The sequence below is a fragment of the Pigmentibacter sp. JX0631 genome, assembly GCF_029873255.1.
Taxonomy (GTDB): domain Bacteria; phylum Bdellovibrionota_B; class Oligoflexia; order Silvanigrellales; family Silvanigrellaceae; genus Silvanigrella.
This window is the reverse complement of sequence record NZ_CP123622.1, coordinates 3,194,888-3,214,226: the sequence shown is the minus strand read 5'-3', so window position 1 is coordinate 3,214,226 and position 19,339 is coordinate 3,194,888. Positions and strand designations below refer to the sequence as shown.

16 protein-coding genes are annotated in these 19,339 nt (G+C 31.2%); 12 read left to right on the top strand and 4 right to left on the bottom strand.

All coding sequences use genetic code 11. From position 1 onward, the window contains the following. Window positions 1–174 precede the first annotated feature (174 nt). From lon to clpP, 3 genes are all read right to left on the bottom strand, one after another. Window positions 175–2,655 carry an endopeptidase La gene (gene lon / locus QEJ31_RS13910; protein ID WP_280591024.1) on the bottom strand — a complete coding sequence of 827 codons (2,481 nt, stop codon included), beginning with the start codon at window positions 2,653–2,655 and terminating at the stop codon, window positions 175–177. Between the two features lie 154 nt (window positions 2,656–2,809). Further along, complete coding sequence (gene clpX, locus QEJ31_RS13905; RefSeq protein WP_280591022.1) at window positions 2,810–4,186, bottom strand: ATP-dependent Clp protease ATP-binding subunit ClpX; 1,377 nt, start codon at window positions 4,184–4,186, stop codon at window positions 2,810–2,812. A gap of 18 nt (window positions 4,187–4,204) precedes the next feature. Continuing rightward, the gene (clpP, locus tag QEJ31_RS13900) at window positions 4,205–4,813 is read right to left on the bottom strand and encodes an ATP-dependent Clp endopeptidase proteolytic subunit ClpP (RefSeq protein WP_158997622.1); all 609 of its coding nucleotides are present in this window, start codon (window positions 4,811–4,813) and stop codon (window positions 4,205–4,207) included. A 230-nt stretch (window positions 4,814–5,043) separates the two neighbouring features. Between clpP and hemB the strand changes: the two genes are divergently transcribed. The 10 genes from hemB (at window position 5,044) to QEJ31_RS13850 (ending at window position 15,471) form a co-directional block, all read left to right on the top strand. Continuing rightward, a complete protein-coding gene (gene hemB / locus QEJ31_RS13895; RefSeq protein WP_280591017.1) occupies window positions 5,044–6,057 on the top strand; it encodes a porphobilinogen synthase in 1,014 nt (337 codons plus the stop codon). A 29-nt stretch (window positions 6,058–6,086) separates the two neighbouring features. Continuing rightward, window positions 6,087–6,632, top strand: coding sequence for a TIGR00645 family protein (locus tag QEJ31_RS13890; RefSeq protein WP_280591016.1), 546 nt, complete (start codon window positions 6,087–6,089; stop codon window positions 6,630–6,632). A 70-nt stretch (window positions 6,633–6,702) separates the two neighbouring features. Continuing rightward, on the top strand, window positions 6,703–7,398 hold the full coding sequence (locus tag QEJ31_RS13885; RefSeq protein WP_280591015.1) for a transporter substrate-binding domain-containing protein: 696 nt from the start codon (window positions 6,703–6,705) through the stop codon (window positions 7,396–7,398). A 46-nt stretch (window positions 7,399–7,444) separates the two neighbouring features. After that, window positions 7,445–9,433 carry a DNA mismatch repair endonuclease MutL gene (gene mutL, locus QEJ31_RS13880; RefSeq protein WP_280591014.1) on the top strand — a complete coding sequence of 663 codons (1,989 nt, stop codon included), beginning with the start codon at window positions 7,445–7,447 and terminating at the stop codon, window positions 9,431–9,433. Then, on the top strand, window positions 9,415–10,446 hold the full coding sequence (miaA, locus tag QEJ31_RS13875; RefSeq protein WP_280591013.1) for a tRNA (adenosine(37)-N6)-dimethylallyltransferase MiaA: 1,032 nt from the start codon (window positions 9,415–9,417) through the stop codon (window positions 10,444–10,446). The genes mutL and miaA overlap by 19 nt, the downstream gene beginning before the upstream one ends. A gap of 82 nt (window positions 10,447–10,528) precedes the next feature. Then, window positions 10,529–11,326: a transcriptional repressor LexA gene (lexA, locus tag QEJ31_RS13870; protein ID WP_280591012.1), complete on the top strand. Its 798-nt coding sequence runs from the start codon at window positions 10,529–10,531 to the stop codon at window positions 11,324–11,326. 342 nt (window positions 11,327–11,668) lie between these two features. Beyond that, on the top strand, window positions 11,669–12,622 hold the full coding sequence (locus tag QEJ31_RS13865) for an ABC transporter substrate-binding protein (RefSeq protein ID WP_280591011.1): 954 nt from the start codon (window positions 11,669–11,671) through the stop codon (window positions 12,620–12,622). Window positions 12,623–12,926: 304 nt separating this feature from the next. Next, complete coding sequence (locus QEJ31_RS13860) at window positions 12,927–13,880, top strand: ABC transporter substrate-binding protein (RefSeq protein ID WP_280591010.1); 954 nt, start codon at window positions 12,927–12,929, stop codon at window positions 13,878–13,880. Window positions 13,881–13,936: 56 nt separating this feature from the next. Beyond that, on the top strand, window positions 13,937–14,794 hold the full coding sequence (locus tag QEJ31_RS13855; protein WP_280591009.1) for a hypothetical protein: 858 nt from the start codon (window positions 13,937–13,939) through the stop codon (window positions 14,792–14,794). Continuing rightward, on the top strand, window positions 14,791–15,471 hold the full coding sequence (locus QEJ31_RS13850) for an ATP-binding cassette domain-containing protein (RefSeq protein ID WP_280591008.1): 681 nt from the start codon (window positions 14,791–14,793) through the stop codon (window positions 15,469–15,471). The genes QEJ31_RS13855 and QEJ31_RS13850 overlap by 4 nt, the downstream gene beginning before the upstream one ends. An 11-nt stretch (window positions 15,472–15,482) precedes the next feature. Here QEJ31_RS13850 and QEJ31_RS13845 read toward each other — a convergent pair whose 3' ends face one another. After that, window positions 15,483–15,980, bottom strand: coding sequence for a hypothetical protein (locus QEJ31_RS13845; protein ID WP_280591006.1), 498 nt, complete (start codon window positions 15,978–15,980; stop codon window positions 15,483–15,485). 186 nt (window positions 15,981–16,166) lie between these two features. Here QEJ31_RS13845 and QEJ31_RS13840 point away from each other — a divergent pair, with 186 nt between their 5' ends. Then, window positions 16,167–17,402 (top strand): 3-deoxy-7-phosphoheptulonate synthase, encoded by a 1,236-nt coding sequence (locus tag QEJ31_RS13840; RefSeq protein WP_280591004.1) that lies wholly within the window; start codon window positions 16,167–16,169, stop codon window positions 17,400–17,402. 8 nt (window positions 17,403–17,410) lie between these two features. Beyond that, window positions 17,411–19,315: a chorismate-binding protein gene (locus QEJ31_RS13835; protein WP_280591003.1), complete on the top strand. Its 1,905-nt coding sequence runs from the start codon at window positions 17,411–17,413 to the stop codon at window positions 19,313–19,315. Window positions 19,316–19,339: the final 24 nt, after the last annotated feature.

Below are 19,339 nucleotides of genomic sequence, written 5' to 3'. Positions count from 1 at the left end.
ATTTCTGCATAAAAACATATTTTATAGATTTTTCACTTAATTATGTTTTTGATTTAAATTACTTAAATATTAATCATTTTATTATTTTTTGGTAATCTTTTTGAAATTATTTTCGTACTTTTATAATTACAACAATAATTTAAAAATGAATTTACTTTAATTGTTTATAAACATCTACCCATTCGCCTCAGTAATAGAATCATCTCCTATTGAAATATTTCTATCTGCACGAGACTGTGGCGATTTATCTTCAAACGAATTTGTTTCTTTAAAGTTTCCAAAATTTTCCAAACATTCTTTTAAGACATCTTCTAATTTATTTACAAAACGAACATCAATTTTCCTGCGAATTGTTAATGGAAGTTCAGAAAATGAACCTTTATTTTTCTCGGGTAAGCAAACGACTTTTATTCCCGACCTTAATGCGGCTAATAGTTTTTCTCTTACACCACCAATTGGCAAAACACGACCATGCAACGTAATTTCTCCCGTCACAGCTATATCTTGCCTAACAAATTGATTTGTCAATGTAGAAACTAAAGCAACAGCAATAGCAATACCAGCACTAGGTCCATCTTTTGGAATTGCGCCAGCTGGAACATGCAAATGAATATCATATTTTGTAAATTTTTCGGTTTCAATTTTTAATTGTTCTGCTAAACCACGCACACAGCTTAATGCTGTTTGTGCTGATTCTTTCATTACATCACCTAATTGACCTGTTAAAATTAGTTTTCCACTTCCATTCATTAATGTAACTTCTAATTCTAAAATTTCACCACCTGCTTGTGTGTAAGCAAGACCAACACCTACTCCAATCCTTTTTTTATAAATATCATGCTCATCATTAAAGTAACGTTCTTCACCAAGTAATTCCTTCGCCATTTTTGCAGTTACTTTTACTGATTTTCTATCCTTCCCTTTTTCATCATTTTCAGCTATATAGCGAGCTAACTTTCTAGTTATAGTTGCTATGTTTTTTTCTAAACTACGTAGTCCAGATTCTCTGGTATAGGAATTAATTACTAATGTAACGGCATTATCTTGAAATTGAATTAATTCAGGATTCAAACCATTTTGTCCAATTACCTTTGGAATAATATATTGTTTAGTAATTTCTGCTTTTTCTTCTTCACTATAGCCACTAACTTCAATAATTTCTAAACGATCTCTTAAAGCTGCAGGAATAGTGTCTAACCTATTTGCATTTGCAAGAAAAATAATTTGACTTAAATCAAATGGAACTGAGATATAATGATCAGAAAAGGAATGATTTTGTTCAGGATCTAGCACTTCAAGCAAAGCACTAGCTGGGTCACCTTTATAATCTGCACCAAGTTTGTCAATTTCATCTAACATCATTACCGGATTTCTAGTACCGACAGATTTAAGAGTTTGAATTATCCTTCCAGGCATAGCTCCAACATATGTTCTTCTATGTCCTCTTATTTCAGCCTCGTCTCTAACGCCACCTAAACTAATACGGACAAATTTTCGCCCTAAAGCTCTTGCTATACTCCGACCAAGACTTGTTTTACCTACTCCAGGTGGACCAACAAAACACAAAATAGGTCCTTTTAATTCAGGATTTAATTTTTTTACCGCAATATATTCAAGAATTCTGTCTTTTATTTTTTCTAGCCCATAGTGATCTTCATCTAAAATTTGTTTACAATGCGACATTTCAATTTTAGAATCGCTCATTTTTGTCCAAGGAAGATCGATCATCCATTCAAGATATGTTCTAGTTAATGTTGCTTCACTTGAGTCCTGATTCATTCTTTCTAAGCGACGTGCTTGTTTTAAGCATTCATTTTGGGCATCGTTAGTCATCCCACTTTTAATAATTTTTTCACGGAAATCTTCTATTTCTTCTTTCCCATCTAATTCACCTAATTCATGCTTTAATGCTTTTAATTGTTCTCTTAAATATTGTTCTCTTTGATTTTTAACTGTTTCTTCTTTTTGATTATGTGAATAACCTCTACTGCTATTATTTGAATAAGATTCTAATTCTTTCAATAATAATGAATATACTTTTCTAAGTCTTTCAAAAGGATCTGATGTCGCTAAAACTTTTTGGGCTTCTACAATTTTTAAGCCTAAGTTACTCGCTATTAAATTTGCTAGTCGACCGACATCATTAACATCTTCAATTAGCATTAAGAGATCAGGAGAAATTGAGCGCCCAAAAGGTACTAATTTTTCTAGTAATTCTTTCACAGCACGGCATAAAGCTTCACCTTCTTGATTAGTTTCTTTATCCAAGAGTAATTTCATACTAACAATGGGGTATGGTTCTGATTGTTTTAAACTTAATATGTATGCCCTTGAAACACCTTGAATAAGAACTTTTGTTCGTCCATCAGGTAATTTTCTAGTTCGCATGACAGTAGCGACTGTTCCGACATCATAAACATCAAAGGGAGGCGGAGTTGTAACTTTAAGTTCAATAAAAGCTTCATGTTCACGATTCACTTCGGAACGAAAAGCTGACAAAAAAATAAATCTATCTTTAGCACAAGCTGCTTCAACTGCTCGCATACAAATATCTTCAGAAACAAATACCGGAAGAATCATTTGTGGAAAAACAACAATATCCTTTAAAGGTAACAAAGGAAGGCAGTCTGCAACTTTATCAATTCCTTGCGACATGAAGTAAGAACCTCTTCTACAACAACATCCTTTTTAATTTTTTATGCTCATTATTTATTTTTACAGAATTAAACAAACTATGTGAGTCGCAAAAATGGCAGGAATTTAAAAAATTTCAGAGGGAAAAAAATACGTACTGCAAAAAAATGTTCAATTATTTTTTTGCAGTTGATTTTGCTTTTGCTGCAGTAGTAGACGCTGGTTGAGTAACTGTTGACTGCGAACGAGATCTTTGTTCTTGCCGCTGTTGAATTTCTTCTTCAGAAAGAAAAACTCTATCAGGAGCTTTTCCATCTTTAATACATTCTGGAGTAACAATTACTTGCTTAACATTCCTTTGCCCTGGTATATCAAACATTGTTTCAAGCATAACATCTTCTAAAATAGCTCGAAGTCCACGAGCTCCTGTTTTTCTTTTGATAGCTTCTTGAGCTACTGCAGTTAAAGCTTCTGGAGTAAAATCAAGCTGAACTCTTTCATAACTAAACAATTTTTGAAACTGTTTAATAATTGAATTTTTAGGTTGTGTTAAAACCTGAACAAGAGCGGCTTCATCTAGCTCTGCTAAAGTAACTATTACCGGCAATCTTCCCATAAATTCGGGAATCATACCAAACTTTAGGAGATCCTCCACTCGCACCTTTGCAAAAAGATCCGTAACAGTCATTTTAGCTTTGTTTTTGATATCTGCACCAAACCCCATCGCTGTTTGTTCCATGCGATTGCGGATGATTTCCTCTAATCCAGCAAAAGCTCCACCGCAAATAAACAGAATATTAGTTGTATCAACTTGTAAAAATTCTTGTTGCGGATGCTTTCTTCCACCACGTGGCGGAACGTTAGCAACTGTTCCTTCAAGTAACTTAAGTAATGCCTGCTGAACGCCTTCTCCAGAAACATCTCTAGTTATGGAAGTATTTTCACCTTTGCGGGCTATTTTATCAATTTCGTCTACGTATGCTATCCCTTTTTGCGCTTGCTCAACATCAAATTCTGCTGCTTGAAGCAGATTTAATATAATATTTTCAACATCTTCACCAACATATCCAGCTTCTGTTAAATTGGTTGCGTCAGCAATAGTAAAAGGGACTTGCAAAATTCTAGCCATACTTTGCGCTAATAATGTTTTCCCAGAACCAGTGGGTCCAATTAACAAGATATTGCTCTTTGCAAGTTCAACATCTTCTTTATTTGCACTCGTTCCGTGTTCAATTCTTTTATAGTGATTATGAACTGCAACTGAAAGAACTTTTTTTGCTCTTTCCTGTCCTATAACATACTCGTCAAGAACCTTTTTAATTTCATTCGGACTAGGTACACCTTCGGCGATTTGTGTAGCATCATCTTTTTCCATTTCTTCAGCAATGATTTCATTACAGAGTTCAATACATTCATCACAGATATATACGTTAGGACCTGCTATTAGTTTTTTAACTTCTCTCTGGCTTTTGCCACAAAAACTACAATGCAACCCATGCGCTCCACCTGAGCCGCCACGTCCTGAAGAAAATTTCATTCCATTCTTAATCATATAAATTAACTACCTTTATTAAAGGCCTGTAAAAGCAATCCTGTCAGATCTAGGCAATAAAATATCGTCAACTAAACCATATTCCTTAGCTTCACTGGCAGACATAAAAAAATCTCTATCCGCATCGGCTTCAATTTCAGATACCTTTTTTCCAGTATGAGCTGCTAAAATTTGATTTAAGCGTTTTTTTAACGATATAATTTCTTTAGCTTGAATTTCAATATCTGTTGCCTGACCACCAGCCCCGCCGTGTGGTTGATGGATCATTACTCTACTATTAGGTAAAGCATATCTCTTTCCTTTAGCCCCAGCAGCTAATAACAACGCTCCCATACTAGCGCATTGTCCTACACAAAAAGTTCTTACTTGAGGTCTTATAACTTGCATAGCATCATAAATCGCTAGACCAGCAGTTACACTGCCACCAGGACTATTGATATAAAAACTGATATCCTTTTCAGGATCCTGTGATTCTAAAAAAAGGAGCTGAGCTACAATTAAATTAGCAACTTCATCATAAACAGGAGTACCTAAAAAAACAATACGGTCTTTTAATAAACGGGACCATACATCATAGGAGCGTTCTCCACGATTGGTTTGTTCAACAACGATAGGGACAAGTGGCATACATCTTCTCCAAAGGACTTTCAGTGATCAATCAAATGTTAAATCTCACTAAGCAATTGTAAATATAACCTAGAGAATCTTTTACTGCAAAGTTGATAGAAAAAAAACTTACGCATAGAAGCCTAAAAGACTTGCTTCATAAACTTGTAATGAACATACTTAGCTTGCTTCCCCGAATTCAGCAATGGTGAAGCAATCTTTGACATCAAATGCAATCAATTGGAGCAAAAATGTCTAACTATCAAAATATAAAAGACTTACAAATTGGAAATGCACACATTCGCCCTCGGAGACTAAGATTAAATCAACAAATAAGAGAACTTGTTGAAGAAAATACTTTAAATAAAAAAGATTTAATTTATCCTATTTTTGTGTCTGAACTTGGTACTACAAGATTTGAAATTCCCAGTTTGCCAGGAATTAACAGAATACCTTTTCAAGAAATTCTTTCAGAAGTTGAAGAAATAAATCAGCTTGGAATAAAAGGAATTATGTTATTTCCAGTCATAGATAAAAGTAAAAAAGATCTTAGTGGTAAAGAATCATTTAATAGCAATGGACTCATGCAAAATACTATCCGAAAAATAAAGGAACAATTTCCAAATATAGTAATTTTTGCGGATATTGCTTTAGATCCTTTTACGATACATGGACATGATGGAATTATTGATCAAAATAATTATGTTTTAAATGATGAAACTGTCGAAGTATTATGTAAACAAGCTTTATCTTACGCTGCAGCAGGTGTCGATTTTGTTTGCCCAAGCGACATGATGGATGGACGTATAGCAGCTATTCGTTGGGCTTTAGACAAAGAAGGATATATAAATACAAATATTCTAGCATATAGTGCGAAGTATGCTTCTGCATTTTACGGTCCATTTAGAGAAGCAGTAGCTTCTGGGGCTAGAGGTTTAGATAAAAAAACTTATCAATTAAATCCAGCAAATTGTCTTGAAGCAGTTAAAGAAGCAAAATTAGATGTTAAAGAAGGTGCAGATATTATAATGGTGAAACCTGGTTTGCCTTATTTAGATATTCTAGCAAAAATAAAACAAGAAGTCGATGTTCCTGTCGCTATTTATCAAGTAAGTGGAGAATATTCTCTGTTAAAACTTGCAGCTTCGCATAATTTAGTAGATGAAAAATCAGCTGTCTATGAATCAATGATAGCCATGAAACGAGCAGGTGCAAATCTAATTGTTACTTATTATGCTAAATGGATTTGTCAAAATATACTTTAGTATATTTGAATTTTATAAAAGGAATATCTATGTCTTCTTCAAAAAAAGATAATATAAAATTAAAAATTGAAACTACTTTAGAATACATCATTTTTGCAAGCCGTTGGTTGCAAGCCCCTCTTTATTTTGGTTTAATTATTGCACAAATTGCATATACAATTAAATTTATTCAAGAACTAGTTCATATAATTGGTTCAGCTACTGTTTCTACAGAGCTTCAACTCTTGCTAGGAATTCTTTCTTTGGTAGATTTCACAATGGTGGCAAATTTACTTGCAATGGTTATTATTGGTGGATATGCGACATTTGTTAGCAAATTAAATGTTGAAAATCATGATGATAAACCAGATTGGCTAGATCACATAGATCCAGGAACTATAAAAGTAAAACTTGCAAGTTCATTAATAGGAATTTCAAGTATACATTTATTGCGTTCATTTATTGATATTTCTGTTGCAGATATTGAAAAAATTAAATGGCAAATCATTATCCATTTAACATTCATTGCATCCACAGTATTCTTAGCAATTAGTGAATACATTATGTCAAAAAAACATTCGCATCAAACTCATTAGTTTTGTCCTCTTGTCTGTGTTATCTTAACTTAATGTTATTTGGTTTTACGAATAAAAAAGAGAGAATCTTATGAAAAAACTTATTTTATTTGCAATAATCTTTAATTTTATTGGTTTCAACAGTATTTATGGACAAGAATTAATTGGATTTACAGAAGAACTCCCAGGACTTATTGAACTTGATGGAGACCAACTAAAAGGTCCGATTGTAGATAAAGTTCGGAAAATTTTTAAAAAAGCAAATTTAAAAGAAAATCTTAAAGTTTATCCTTGGGCAAGAAGCTATGAAATGGCAAAACGAGAAAAAAATTATTTTGTTTTTCCTATGGCTAAAAATGCGGAACGAGAAAAATATTTTAATTTCGTTGGGGTTTTATTTCATATAAATACTTACTTGTATCAAAAAACGGAAAGCATAATTAAAATTAAAACCCTGGAAGAAGCAAAAAAATATTCAATTTGTGTTGTAAGAAATGATGTTAGAGATCAATATCTAACTGAAAAAAACTTTCCAAATATAGTTAGATTTTCTGATCAAAGCGAAGCGATTCATGGATTGATAGCAAAAAAATGTGACTTTGCAATTTGTGCTGAAAATATTGAGTATATTTGGAAGAAAAATGTCAAAGAAAATTTAAATTATTTAGTAAAAAAATCTTTTCATGTAAAAGAAATTAATGGCGAAAGATATCTTTCAATAAGTAAACAAACTGATGCTGAAATAATAAACAAATTAGTTTTAGCAATGAAAGAAATAAATAAATAAATAATTTTATATCCCCCAAAAATGAGCTTAAAAAAAGGAATAAAGATTGCAATTTGATATTATAAAAAAGCTTCCTGAGCATTTAATAAACCAAATTAAAGCAGGCGAAGTTGTTGAACGACCTTATAATGTTGTGAAAGAACTTGTAGAAAATTCCATTGATGCTTGCGCTAAAAACATTTTTATTGAGTTACTTGATGGGGGAAAACAACTCATTAAAATAACAGATGACGGGAAAGGTATTCCTGCATCGCAATTATCTATTGCTGTTGAAAGACATGCCACTAGTAAAATAAATAAGTTCACAGATTTAGAAAATCTTACTAGCTTTGGTTTTCGCGGCGAAGCTCTACCAAGTATAGCTTCGGTATCTAATTTCACTCTGCGTTCAAGAATTCAAGAAGAAGATTATGGCTCTGAATTAATAATAAACTATGGAGAAAAAAATTCCATAAAAAATGTTTCTATGCCGAAAGGAACTGTTGTCCAAGTAAAAGAAATATTCAAAAATGTTCCAGTGCGGTTAAAATTTTTAAAATCAACTGCGACAGAATTTGCGCATATTCATGATTTCATTACTGCAATGGCATTTTGCAATCCAAATATTGCATTTAAACTTATGCATAATGGAAGAGAAGTATCAAATTTTGTGCAAAAAAAGACCTTTCTAGAAAGATTTTCTGATATTATTGGGGTCGAAAAAAGTAATTTTATCCAACTTGATTTTAAAAGAGGTTCTTTTGAGTTAACTGGATTTGTTGGAAAACCAGAACTTGGTAAAAGCGTCCCGAGCCATTTTATAACTTTTGTCAATGGTCGTTATGTAAAAGATAAAGTTATTCGTTCTGGAATATTACAAGGATATCAGGGTTTATTGTTAAAAGGTCTCGTCGCACCTGCAATCATTTTTGTTACAGTGGATCCTAGTTGGATTGATGTTAATGTTCATCCTTCTAAAACAGAAATTCGTTTTTATGATACTTTAGCAGTACAAGAATTCATTTCTATTGCGGTGCAAGATCAAATTAAAAATGGAATCAAAGAAAAAAAAGCTCCAGACATATTAGAAAAATCTATAAAATTAGAAGAAAAATATATTAAATCAGATGATTATTCTTCGATATTTAAAATTTCTAAATCAGAAGAAAATCCTAAATTTAATCAAGAAAAATATTTCCAAAAACCAAATTATCAATCACACATTAAAGGCAGTGAAGTGGCAAAATTAAAAATGCCAGTTTCTGAAAGTAAGCCTAAAATTATTGAAAATAGTAGCAATATTTCTCAACCAGATAAAAGCCTAAATCTTTCTAGTAAAGACGAAAAATTTATTCCCTTTATTTCTAGTAGTAGAGAAAAATTTAATCCGTTTGCTAATGCAAAATATTTGGGGCAATTTGATAATTGTTATATATTATTAGAATTCGAAAAAGAATTATGGTTTCTAGATCAGCATGCATTTCATGAAAGAATATTATATGAAGAAATTTTATCTAGTCATAAAGCAAGCAAAACTCCTAGACAAGAATTACTAGCACCCATTATAATTCCTTCACAAGAAATTTTATCTGACATTATAATGGAAAATAAAGGAAAAATTTTATCATTAGGATTTGAAATAGAAAAGTTGAAAAACAGCCATATCGCAATTCATTCATTTCCCAGTTTTTTAAATGTACAAAAAATTCCTGATATATTTGATGAAATTATAACTAGAATTGTTGCAGTAAATGGACTACCTCAAGGTGAAATTTATCCAATATTTGAAAAAATATCGAAATTTACTGCAGGTATTCAAGAAGAACTTAACAGAATACCTTCGCAACTGAATGACGAAGACTTGTTTCATCTTCTATTTGCAACGATGGCTTGTCACAGTGCAATCCGAGCTGGAGATCCCCTAAATTTTGAGTTAGTACAAAGACTTTTGCAAAGGGCGAGTGATGTTGACTTCTATTCACATTGCCCACATGGAAGACCTGTAATTCGAAAATTTACTAGTAAGGATGTATCTTCGTGGTTTCTCAGGACTTAAGTTCACAAATAAATTTCAAAGCTGTTATCATTATTGGACCTACAGCAAGTGGAAAAAGTGCATTAGCTCATCAAATTTATGATTATTTTAAAGAAAAACATGTAAAGTTTGCTATAGTAAACCTAGATGCCTTTCAAATATATAAACACGTAACAGCTGGTACAGCAAAACCATCTTTCGCAGAACAAAATAAATATAATTATTATTGCATAGATTTACTCCCACCCGATGCAGCAATGGATGCCAATTTATATGCAAAATTAATTCATACTCAATGCCAAGAATTATATAACAAAGGAGTCATTCCACTTTGCGTAGGAGGAAGCGGACTCTATTTAAGAGCATTTTTACATGGGTTAGATTCTCTCCCAGGAAGGGATGAAGCTATCAGAACAAAAATTCGGCAGATGGCTGCAAGCTATGGCTGGCCCCATTGTCACTCTGAACTAGCGAAGGTCGATCCTATCCGTGCAAGTGAGCTGCATCCCAATGACAAAACGCGAATTGAACGTGCTTTAGAATTATACTATCTTCTGGGCAAACCCATGTCATCTCTAAGAAGTAAAACTAGTAATTTAGGAGAGCAAAGCACTTTATTTCCATCATTTCTCATTCATTTAGAACCTAATGAATCTGCATTAAAAGAAAAAATTAAAACGAGAGTTCCCCTTCTTTTTGCCCAAAATTGGATATCTGAAGTAACCAATTTATTAGATAACTATGGAGAACAACTATTAAATTTTAACTCAATGAAAGCAATTGGATATCAAGAAATAATTAATTTTATTCTTGAGGAAAAAAAATGCAATGAAAAATTAGACTCACTCTCAGCACCGCCTGAATTGCTTGAACGCATTTCAACTCTTACATGGCAATACGCAAAAAGACAGCTAACCTGGAATGCAAAAGAAAAAAAAGATGTCATAGTGACATTAAATTCAAAAAATGAATTTGAAAATATAAATCTACTTATCCAACAGTGGCTTAAAGAAAACAAACTTCTAAAGCGGTAATAATACCTATTGACTTATATTTTTAAATAGAGTTATAAGGTACCATATAAAAGTATGGTACCTTTTTCTTTTGAGGCTTCCTATGGTTGAGTTAACAAGTGCACAATTTAAAGTAATGGATTTTATTTTTAACCATATGGATGCTACTGGAACTCCGCCTACCATTAGAGAAATAGCAAGTTACTTTAATTGGAAATCAATTGGTAGTGCGCAAGATGTCATTGCAGCCCTAAGAAAAAAAGGGTTATTATTAAGCAATGTACCTGGTAAATCCAGACAAATTGTTCCTACAAAAGAAGTTAGCGAATATTTTTACCAATACTATTCTCAGAGCCACCTTGTCCCGACAAAAAAAAACGGGTCCAGTTCACAAACGCAAAATTTCATGACTAATACTGATCATGTTTTACCAGGGTTCGAGAATTCCGTTCGGGTTCCATTGATAGGTCGAGTAGCAGCTGGTTCTCCACATGAAGCAATTGAGTCCTCTGGTGATTATATTTCTTTTCCAAACATAGCAAAAAATAAAGCTAGTAAACTATTTGCTCTTGAAATTGAAGGACTTAGCATGCTACACGCCGGCCTTTTACCAAAGGATATTGTGCTAGTAGAGCTTTGTTCAGAAGCAAAAGACAATGACATTGTTGTTGCTGCATTAGGTTATTCAGAAACGACAATCAAAAGATTTGCAAAAAAAGGCTCTTTTCAATATGAAAAAAATATCTCTTTTTTAATCAATTCGCTTGAAGCTGATCTGCAATTACCTAATGCTATTCTAATTCCAGAAAACCCTGATTATTTACCAATTCCTTTTGGTAATCATTCTGATGACAAAATTATTGGAGTAGTAAGATCTCTTTACCGAAAAAATATTTTTTAACTTTAGCGCTCGCAATATTGATTTTGGGTTGCACTTAAAGCCTTTTAGTTATATCCTCATCTTGCATTCGTAAAAAACTTTTTTGGGTTTTTTATTTTTTCTTCTAAACAAAATTAACAAGTTACTTTGTTTAGATATTTTTCGGAGTTTGTTATGCTAGTAAAATTATTTCGAGATATTGTTCATAAACTCAAACAAAATAAAATAGCAAAAACTACTCCAAAATCTTATTATTCTTATTATCTAGCCTATTGATTCTTAAACTTTTCTCATTGCTTAAAATTTAATATTAATCTAAAATTCTGAATGAAATTTTCATTTAAAATTTAAATTGGAGTACAAATGAATAAAAAAAGTATTTTATTAATTAGTTCATTAATAATCATTTTATTAGCTGTTGTCTTAATGAATAGAATGAAACAAAATCCCGATGAAATAACCATTGGAATTTTACAGTTTGCATCTTTTCCTGCATTAGATGAAGCTCGAATAGGTTTTATGGAACAAACAAAAAAAGAACTTGGTAATAATATTAAATTCATTGAACAAAATGCACAAGGCTCAGTAGTGCAAGCACAAGCAATAGCTTCAAGTTTCAAAGCAAACCAAAATATAAAAGCTTTTTATGCTATTGCCACACCATCGGTTATGGCTTTAAAAGCAGAAATAAAAGACAGACCTATTATTTTTGCTGCTGTCACCGATCCTGTTGGTTTAAATTTAAATTCCCCTGAAACAAACATCACGGGCGCAACAGATATGGCAGATATCGCTGAACAAATTGAAATATTAAGGTCGTTACTTCCTAACATAAATAAAATAGCAATATTATATAATCCAGCTGAATCAAATTCTACAATTCAAGTAAAAAAAATGAAGGAAGAATTATTTAAATATAATATAAAAGCTCTTGATGTCGGCGCAAATAGTCAAGCAGATGTTGCTGCAGCAGTTCAAAATGCAACTCAGAATGCGCAAGCTGTTTTAGTGCCAACAGACAATACAATTTCATCAGCTTTTCCTATTGTAAGACAAATTGCTGATAAAGCTAAAATTCCTTTAATTACAACTGGTACAAACGAAAAAGACCCTCCTCTTATGCAATTTGGCGTCGACTATACTCAATCAGGCATTCAAGCAGCTAACTTATTAAGATCAATACTTTTAGAAGGAAAAAAACCAGCAGAATTAGAGTTTATTTCCCCAAGTAGTAAAATATATATTAACTCCCTAGAATTAAAAAAATACAATGTCATTTTACCAGAAAATATTAAAAACTCTGTTACTTTATTGTAATTTCCATATTTAACTCTTGCATTAAGAAGAGATATTAGTTAAACTAGCTCCGTCTGGTCTGTAGTTAATATCTCTACTAAGCCTAGATCTTGCAAATATGGAGCGTATCATGGAAACGTTATTAAAAGTACTTCTTAAAAATCGACAACAACGAAACACTTTATTTTTAACGTCATCCACATTTTTTAGCTTCTATTTTGCCTATCGATTTTATTTTTAAAATATTCCCCTTTTCAAAAATTGAATATTAATTATATTAATCTTATAATTTAAATTAGAATAAATTATTTGGAGAAATTGAAAAATGAGTAAAAAAATTATTTTATTATTTACGATTCTTATAGCAATTTTAGCAGGAGTTGTTTTATTAAAACGTAAAAAAGTTGATTCTAGTCAAATTTCTATTGGAATTTTACAATTTGCATCTTTCCCTCCTTTAGACGAAGCAAAAGAAGGATTTATATCAGAATTAAAGAAAGAATACGGAGATAAATTAGTCATAATTGAGCAAAATGCGCAAGGATCTATAGTACAAGCACAAGCCATTGCATCTAGCTTTAAAGCAAATGAAAACATAAAAGCATTTTATGCAATAGCTACCCCTGCCGTTCAAGCTCTAAAAGCAGTTATAAAGGACAGACCTATTCTTTTTGCGGCAGTGACAGATCCTGATGGGCAACATTTACGATTTCCTGGCTCAAATATTACGGGCGCAACAGATATGGCAGACGTAGAAAAACAAGTAACAATTATTAAACAATTGATTCCTAATTTGCGTAAAATTTCATTACTTTATAATCCAGGAGAAACCAACTCGGTGCTCTTAGTAAAGAAAATGAAGGAAGAACTAACAAAAATAGGTATTGAATTTCAGGAAAATGGAGTAAATAGTCAAGCAGATGTTGCAGCCGCTACACAAAATGCTGTTTTAAACTCTCAAGCAGTTCTTGTTCCAACAGATAATACAATTGCTTCCGCTTTCCCTATAGTTAAACAAATAGCTGATAAAGCAAAAATTCCGCTAATTACAACTTGGACAGGCGAAAAAGATGCCCCATTTATGCAATTTGGAGTTGATTATGTTCAATCTGGAGTGCAAGCAGCTGATTTACTAAAAAGCATTTTAAACAAAGGAATACCACCAATGGAGTTACAAGTCATTTCACCTAGCAGCAAAGTATTTATCAACTCGTACGAACTTAAACGTTTAAATATAGTACTACCCAATTCTTTGAAAAATGAATTGATTGTTTTATAAGGCCACTGCTCAGTTTTGTAATTTCCTTATAGGAAAGTTTTTTTAGGAATTTTATAATGTCTTCTTCTATTTTACCCGTAGTTATTGGAATTTTAGAGCGTGGTTTTATTGGTTCATTTGTAGTTATGGCAATTTACTTAGCTTCAAGAGTAATGAAATTTGATGACTTTAGTATTGAAGGAACTTTTGGTTTGGGTGGGGCTGTAGTTGCTTGGGCAATTCTCCATAACTTTGATCCCTGGCTTGCATTGATCATTGCTGTTATAAGTGGCGGATTTTCTGGTTGCATAACTGGTTTACTGCACACGAAATTAGGATTAAATAAGTTAATTGCAGGTATCGTTGTCACAACAATGCTTTTTTCCATAAGCATAAATATAGGTACAGCAAATGTTGCTTTAGGAAATGCGCATACAATATTTTCTTCTCTGCATTTTTTCTCCTATGGCTCTGTTGTCTTGTTAGCTTCTCTTTCTTTAATAACAGCATTTATCTTTATTTGGTACATGAAAACTGAAAATGGTTTTATACTGCGTTCAACTGGTGTAAATGAACAATTTGTTACTTCATTAGGTAAAAGTGTTCCCTTTTATATCACTTTATCATTAGTTTTAGCCAATGCATTAAGTGCTTTTGCAGGTGGAATATTTGTACAATATAGCGGCTTTTATTCTGCTTTTGGAAATGTTGGTACTTTAATTGCTGCTTTAGCAGGCTGTATGATTGCAGAAATGATTGCTGCAAATATGTTCTTAATGGCAATTATGGGTTCAATAATATATCAATTACTAATTGCAATAACTATAGAATTACAAGTTGAACCTTCTTGGCAAAAATTAATTACCGGCCTCCTTATTGTTTTAATTCTTGTCATTAAAAAAATGGAAAGCATTAAAGGAGTTAAAGCTAAATGATTCGGATAGAAAATGTTCATGTTAATTTTGGTGAGTTTAAAGCTCTAAGTAACATCAATTGTACAATTCAAGAAAAAGATTTTATTTTAATTTTAGGACATAATGGAGCAGGTAAAACAACTCTTTTAGATACTATTTCTGGCAGAATAAAACCATCTTCAGGTAAAATATTTCGCAATAGTTCTGATATTACACAGCTTTCAGAAACAAAAAGAGCACAATTTATCAGTCGTGTATTTCAAAATACACACATGGGCTCAGTAGCAACAATGACTGTGGCCGAAAATTTAGCGATGGCTATGCTAAAATCAAAAACTGCGGGTTTTAAGAGTGCTATTAAAAATTTTCCAGAAAATATTGTTGAAGAAACATTAAAACCATTAGGCTTAAGATTAGAAGAACTTTTACAGACTCCTATTGGAAAATTATCCGGCGGACAAAGACAGATTATTACAATTGTTATGTCCACACTTTGCGAACCTGATCTGTTGTTACTTGATGAACCCACAGCCGCACTTGATCCTGTATCAACTGAAAACTTACTACAGTTCGTTCATAATTTCACAAAGCAAAGAAAAATAGCAACAATGATGATAACGCATGATGAACAACGCGCTAAATTTTTAGCTAATCGGACTTGGGTTTTGCAAAAAGGTGAACTAAGTATTGAAAATTAAATAAAAGAAATTTATTTAAAATAAATTTTTGTCCCATAGTCTGTTGCAAAACAATCTGAATTATTAAGTTTCCAGTCTGTTCTGTCCATTTGCCCAGGACCATAAGGCGCTACAACAAATAAGCAAGCTGTTTTTTTGTTTGGAACAATTTTAATAGCATCATCATTTCTTACTCCAATGAATGAGTAAATTGATTGAAATGATTTTTCTTCAAGCACAACCATACCAATTTTCTTTAAAGCATTAACTGGAATTTCAATTTTTTGTTTTGGATCTATAAAATGACAATTTTCATCAACAAATCCAATATTATTTTCATAAATGTTTGCTACTTGCATGAACCAAGCATACTTCGCATCTAAATTTGAAAACGTATACCAAACATGCACTCTTTTTAGTTCTCCATTTACATTTATCTGGCATGAAGGATTTCCCTGCGCAAAAGTCTGGCAAAAAAAGAATAAACCAAAGCTTACAGCTAACGCGCTAAAATTAAGTTTTCTTGACATATAACCTCCTAAAATTGTTTATATCTTTAATGATAATAATTATTAATATCAATTTAAAAACTTGTCAAGCTCACCATTTTTTTTGTGTCTAAAAATTTTGTGTTGACAAACTGAAAAAGTATCTGTTACAAAATAAATTGCGCTATTACACTATTACGCTATTACTTCTAAACAGGAGCTTATTCTATGCTGTTTTTTGATTCTATTTTTCAAGATAATACTAAAAACTCAATAAATTCAGATTATTCTTGCAAAAATTGGAATATAGAAACATGGAAAAAGTTTCCAATTTTACAACAAGCAAATTTCGATAAAACAAATGAATATTACAAAATATTAAATGAAATAGCTCAAGTAAAAAATTTCATAGAGTTTGATAGTTTAGAAAGAATCAAACAAAAACTCAGTGCAGCAAGTCTAGGTCATTGCTTTGTTCTTCAAACCGGTGATTGTGCTGAACAATTTAGTGACTGTACAAAAGAAACAGTTACTAAAAAACTAGCTGAGTACAAAGCACAAAAAGAATTTTTACAAAAAGTTATTTTGAAAGAAGTTTTACTTATTGGAAGAATTGCTGGACAATTTGCAAAACCTAGAAGCGAAGAATTAGAAAAACTCAATAGTGAACTTTTACCAGTATATCGGGGAGACATAGTAAATCGTCCAGATAAGAACTTAATTGCTAGGCAACACAACTTCAAAAATTTAAAAACAGCTCAAAAGTGTGCGCAAAAAGTGCATAAATTAATCCAAAATTACAATAAATGTGATGAAATTTTTACTTCACATGAAGCACTTCTTTTGGAATATGAAAATTGTTATACTAAATATCATGCTGGATTTCATAAATATTATAATAGCAGTACTCACTTTTTCTGGATTGGTGAAAGAACTCGCCAATTAAATAATGCACATATTGAATATGCTAAAAACTTATTCAATCCTATCGGAATTAAAATAAGTGAAAATATTAACTCTGAAGAATTAATTTCTTTAATAAACAAAATTAATCCACTTAATGAATCTGGAAAAATTTCACTTATAACTAGATTTGGATCTAATAAAGTACAAAAATACTTACCACCATTAATTCAAGCAGTAAAGAAGAATTTTTTTAATGTTACCTGGATTTGTGACCCTATGCATGGAAATACTGAGCAAACTATTGAGAAAATTAAAACACGTAATTTGAATAATATTCAAAAAGAAATTTCATTAAATATGGAGATACATGGAAATGAAAACTCAATTTTAGCAGGTGTTCATTTAGAAACTAGTGAACAATTTGTAACAGAATGTTATAGTGAAAATTCAAACATCACAATTTCTGATGTGCCAAAAAACTATAAATCTGCTTGCGATCCTCGATTGAATCCGGATCAAACTCGAGAAATTTTAAAAATATTTAGCCGTTTGAATTAGGAGATACCATGAGTCAATTTATTTCTTATCCAGAAACAACATATGAAATTAGAAAAAACTGTATAAGCGGTACCGTCTATAAAGAAAAAATTATTTTAAATATTACAGATAATAAGTTTAAAGAAATCGCTAACAGTTTAAAAAATAATTTCAACAATATTTTAGAAATCATTAATACCAACAAGCCTGAAGATGGAAAATTTTCAAACATTAAGAAATTTAAACAATTATGTCTTTTACAGGATTTAGAAGATATATGCTATACACATAATATGCATTGTATAACTGCTCTTACATTTGAAGCAGCACACCTTCCTGAAAATCTGTCTACTATTCCAAATGACTTTATTATTTTTGAATTTAAGTTGTGTTACTGCAATGAAATTGATACAAATAATTATATAAATAATTTTTCTCAAAATTCTAATTTACCAGAAATCTTGCTAACAGAAAATAATAGTGACAAATATTTTGAAAGATATAATAAAGTTCTTGAACATTTAAAAAGTGGTGATGTATACGAATTTGTTTTATCAAGAAAATTAAAATTTAAAACGAATGAATCAGAAATTTTTAATTACTTAAAGTATCCAATTTTAACACAACAAGCAAATTACCGATTTGCCATTGAATTTCAAGAGACAAAAATCTGTGGAGCAAGTCCTGAAATTTTATTAGACATATCAGGAAATTTAGCCACAATGCGGCCTATTAGTGGTTCGGCTCGGAGAACTTCCAATTCGAAAGAATTGACAAAAGAAGATATTATAGAACTAAATGTATTAATGAGTTCTGAAAAAGAAAAATCAGAACTAGATATGCTAATTGATCTTGCAAGAAATGATTTAAATAAATTTTGCACTCAAGTTGAAGTTTCAAAATACAGAGAACCTTTAATTCTTGAGCATATTATTCATACTCAAGCGAGTGTTACAGGAATTTTAAATGGTAATATAAATTCTATATTTGCCGTACTGAATTGCATTAATGCAGGTACTTTGGTCGGCGTTCCTAAAAGAAAAGCAATGGAAATTATATTTGATATTGAGGAAGAAAAAAGAAATTTTTATGGTGGAAATTTAATACACATTCAACCAAATAGAAGTTTAAAAACTATTATATTAATAAGAAGTGCGTTTATCCATAATGAACATATCACTTTCCAAGCAGGTTCTTCTATAATTTTAGAAGCAGACCCTCAATATGAATTTTGGGAATGTGGTTCAAAATTAAAAAATTTAGTTTCGTTAATTAAAAAAGATAATCTATGCTTTAATTTAAATGAAAAACCTAAAATTGTTTTAAATAATAACAATATTATTCAAGATAAAATTGAAAAAAATAATCATTACTTAATGATCGAAAACTTTGATAGTTTTAGTAATAATTTAGTTGCTTTATTTGAAAAATGTGGCGTAAAAGTTGATATTATTAGTAATAATGTCGAAAGTATAGATTTTTCTAAGTATGCGGGAATTATTCTTTCTCCAGGACCTTCTCATCCAAAAGAAGCTGGTTTTTTAATCCAGCATATTAAATATTTAATAAATAAAAAACCCATATTTGGAGTATGTTTAGGATTTCAAGCAATAGTAGAAGCTTTTGGTGGCGAAGTTAAAAAACTTCCTAATCCAGTTCATGGTAAAGCTAAAAAATGTTTAATAAGTAACAGTGAAATTCTTTTTAAAAATTTACCAACAAATTTTTTAGTAGGTCGTTATCACTCCCTTTATGGAAATAAAATTCCTGAAGAAATAAAAATTGTTGCTGTTGATGAATTAAATACACCAATGGCATTAGAAGTAACAGATCTTGAAAACAATATTTGTGCTGTTCAATTTCATCCTGAAAGCTTTTTGACTGGGTATATTGGCGAAACAATAATTAAAAATTGGATAGAATCTATCGCTTAAAACTTTAATAAATATTGGGTGGTA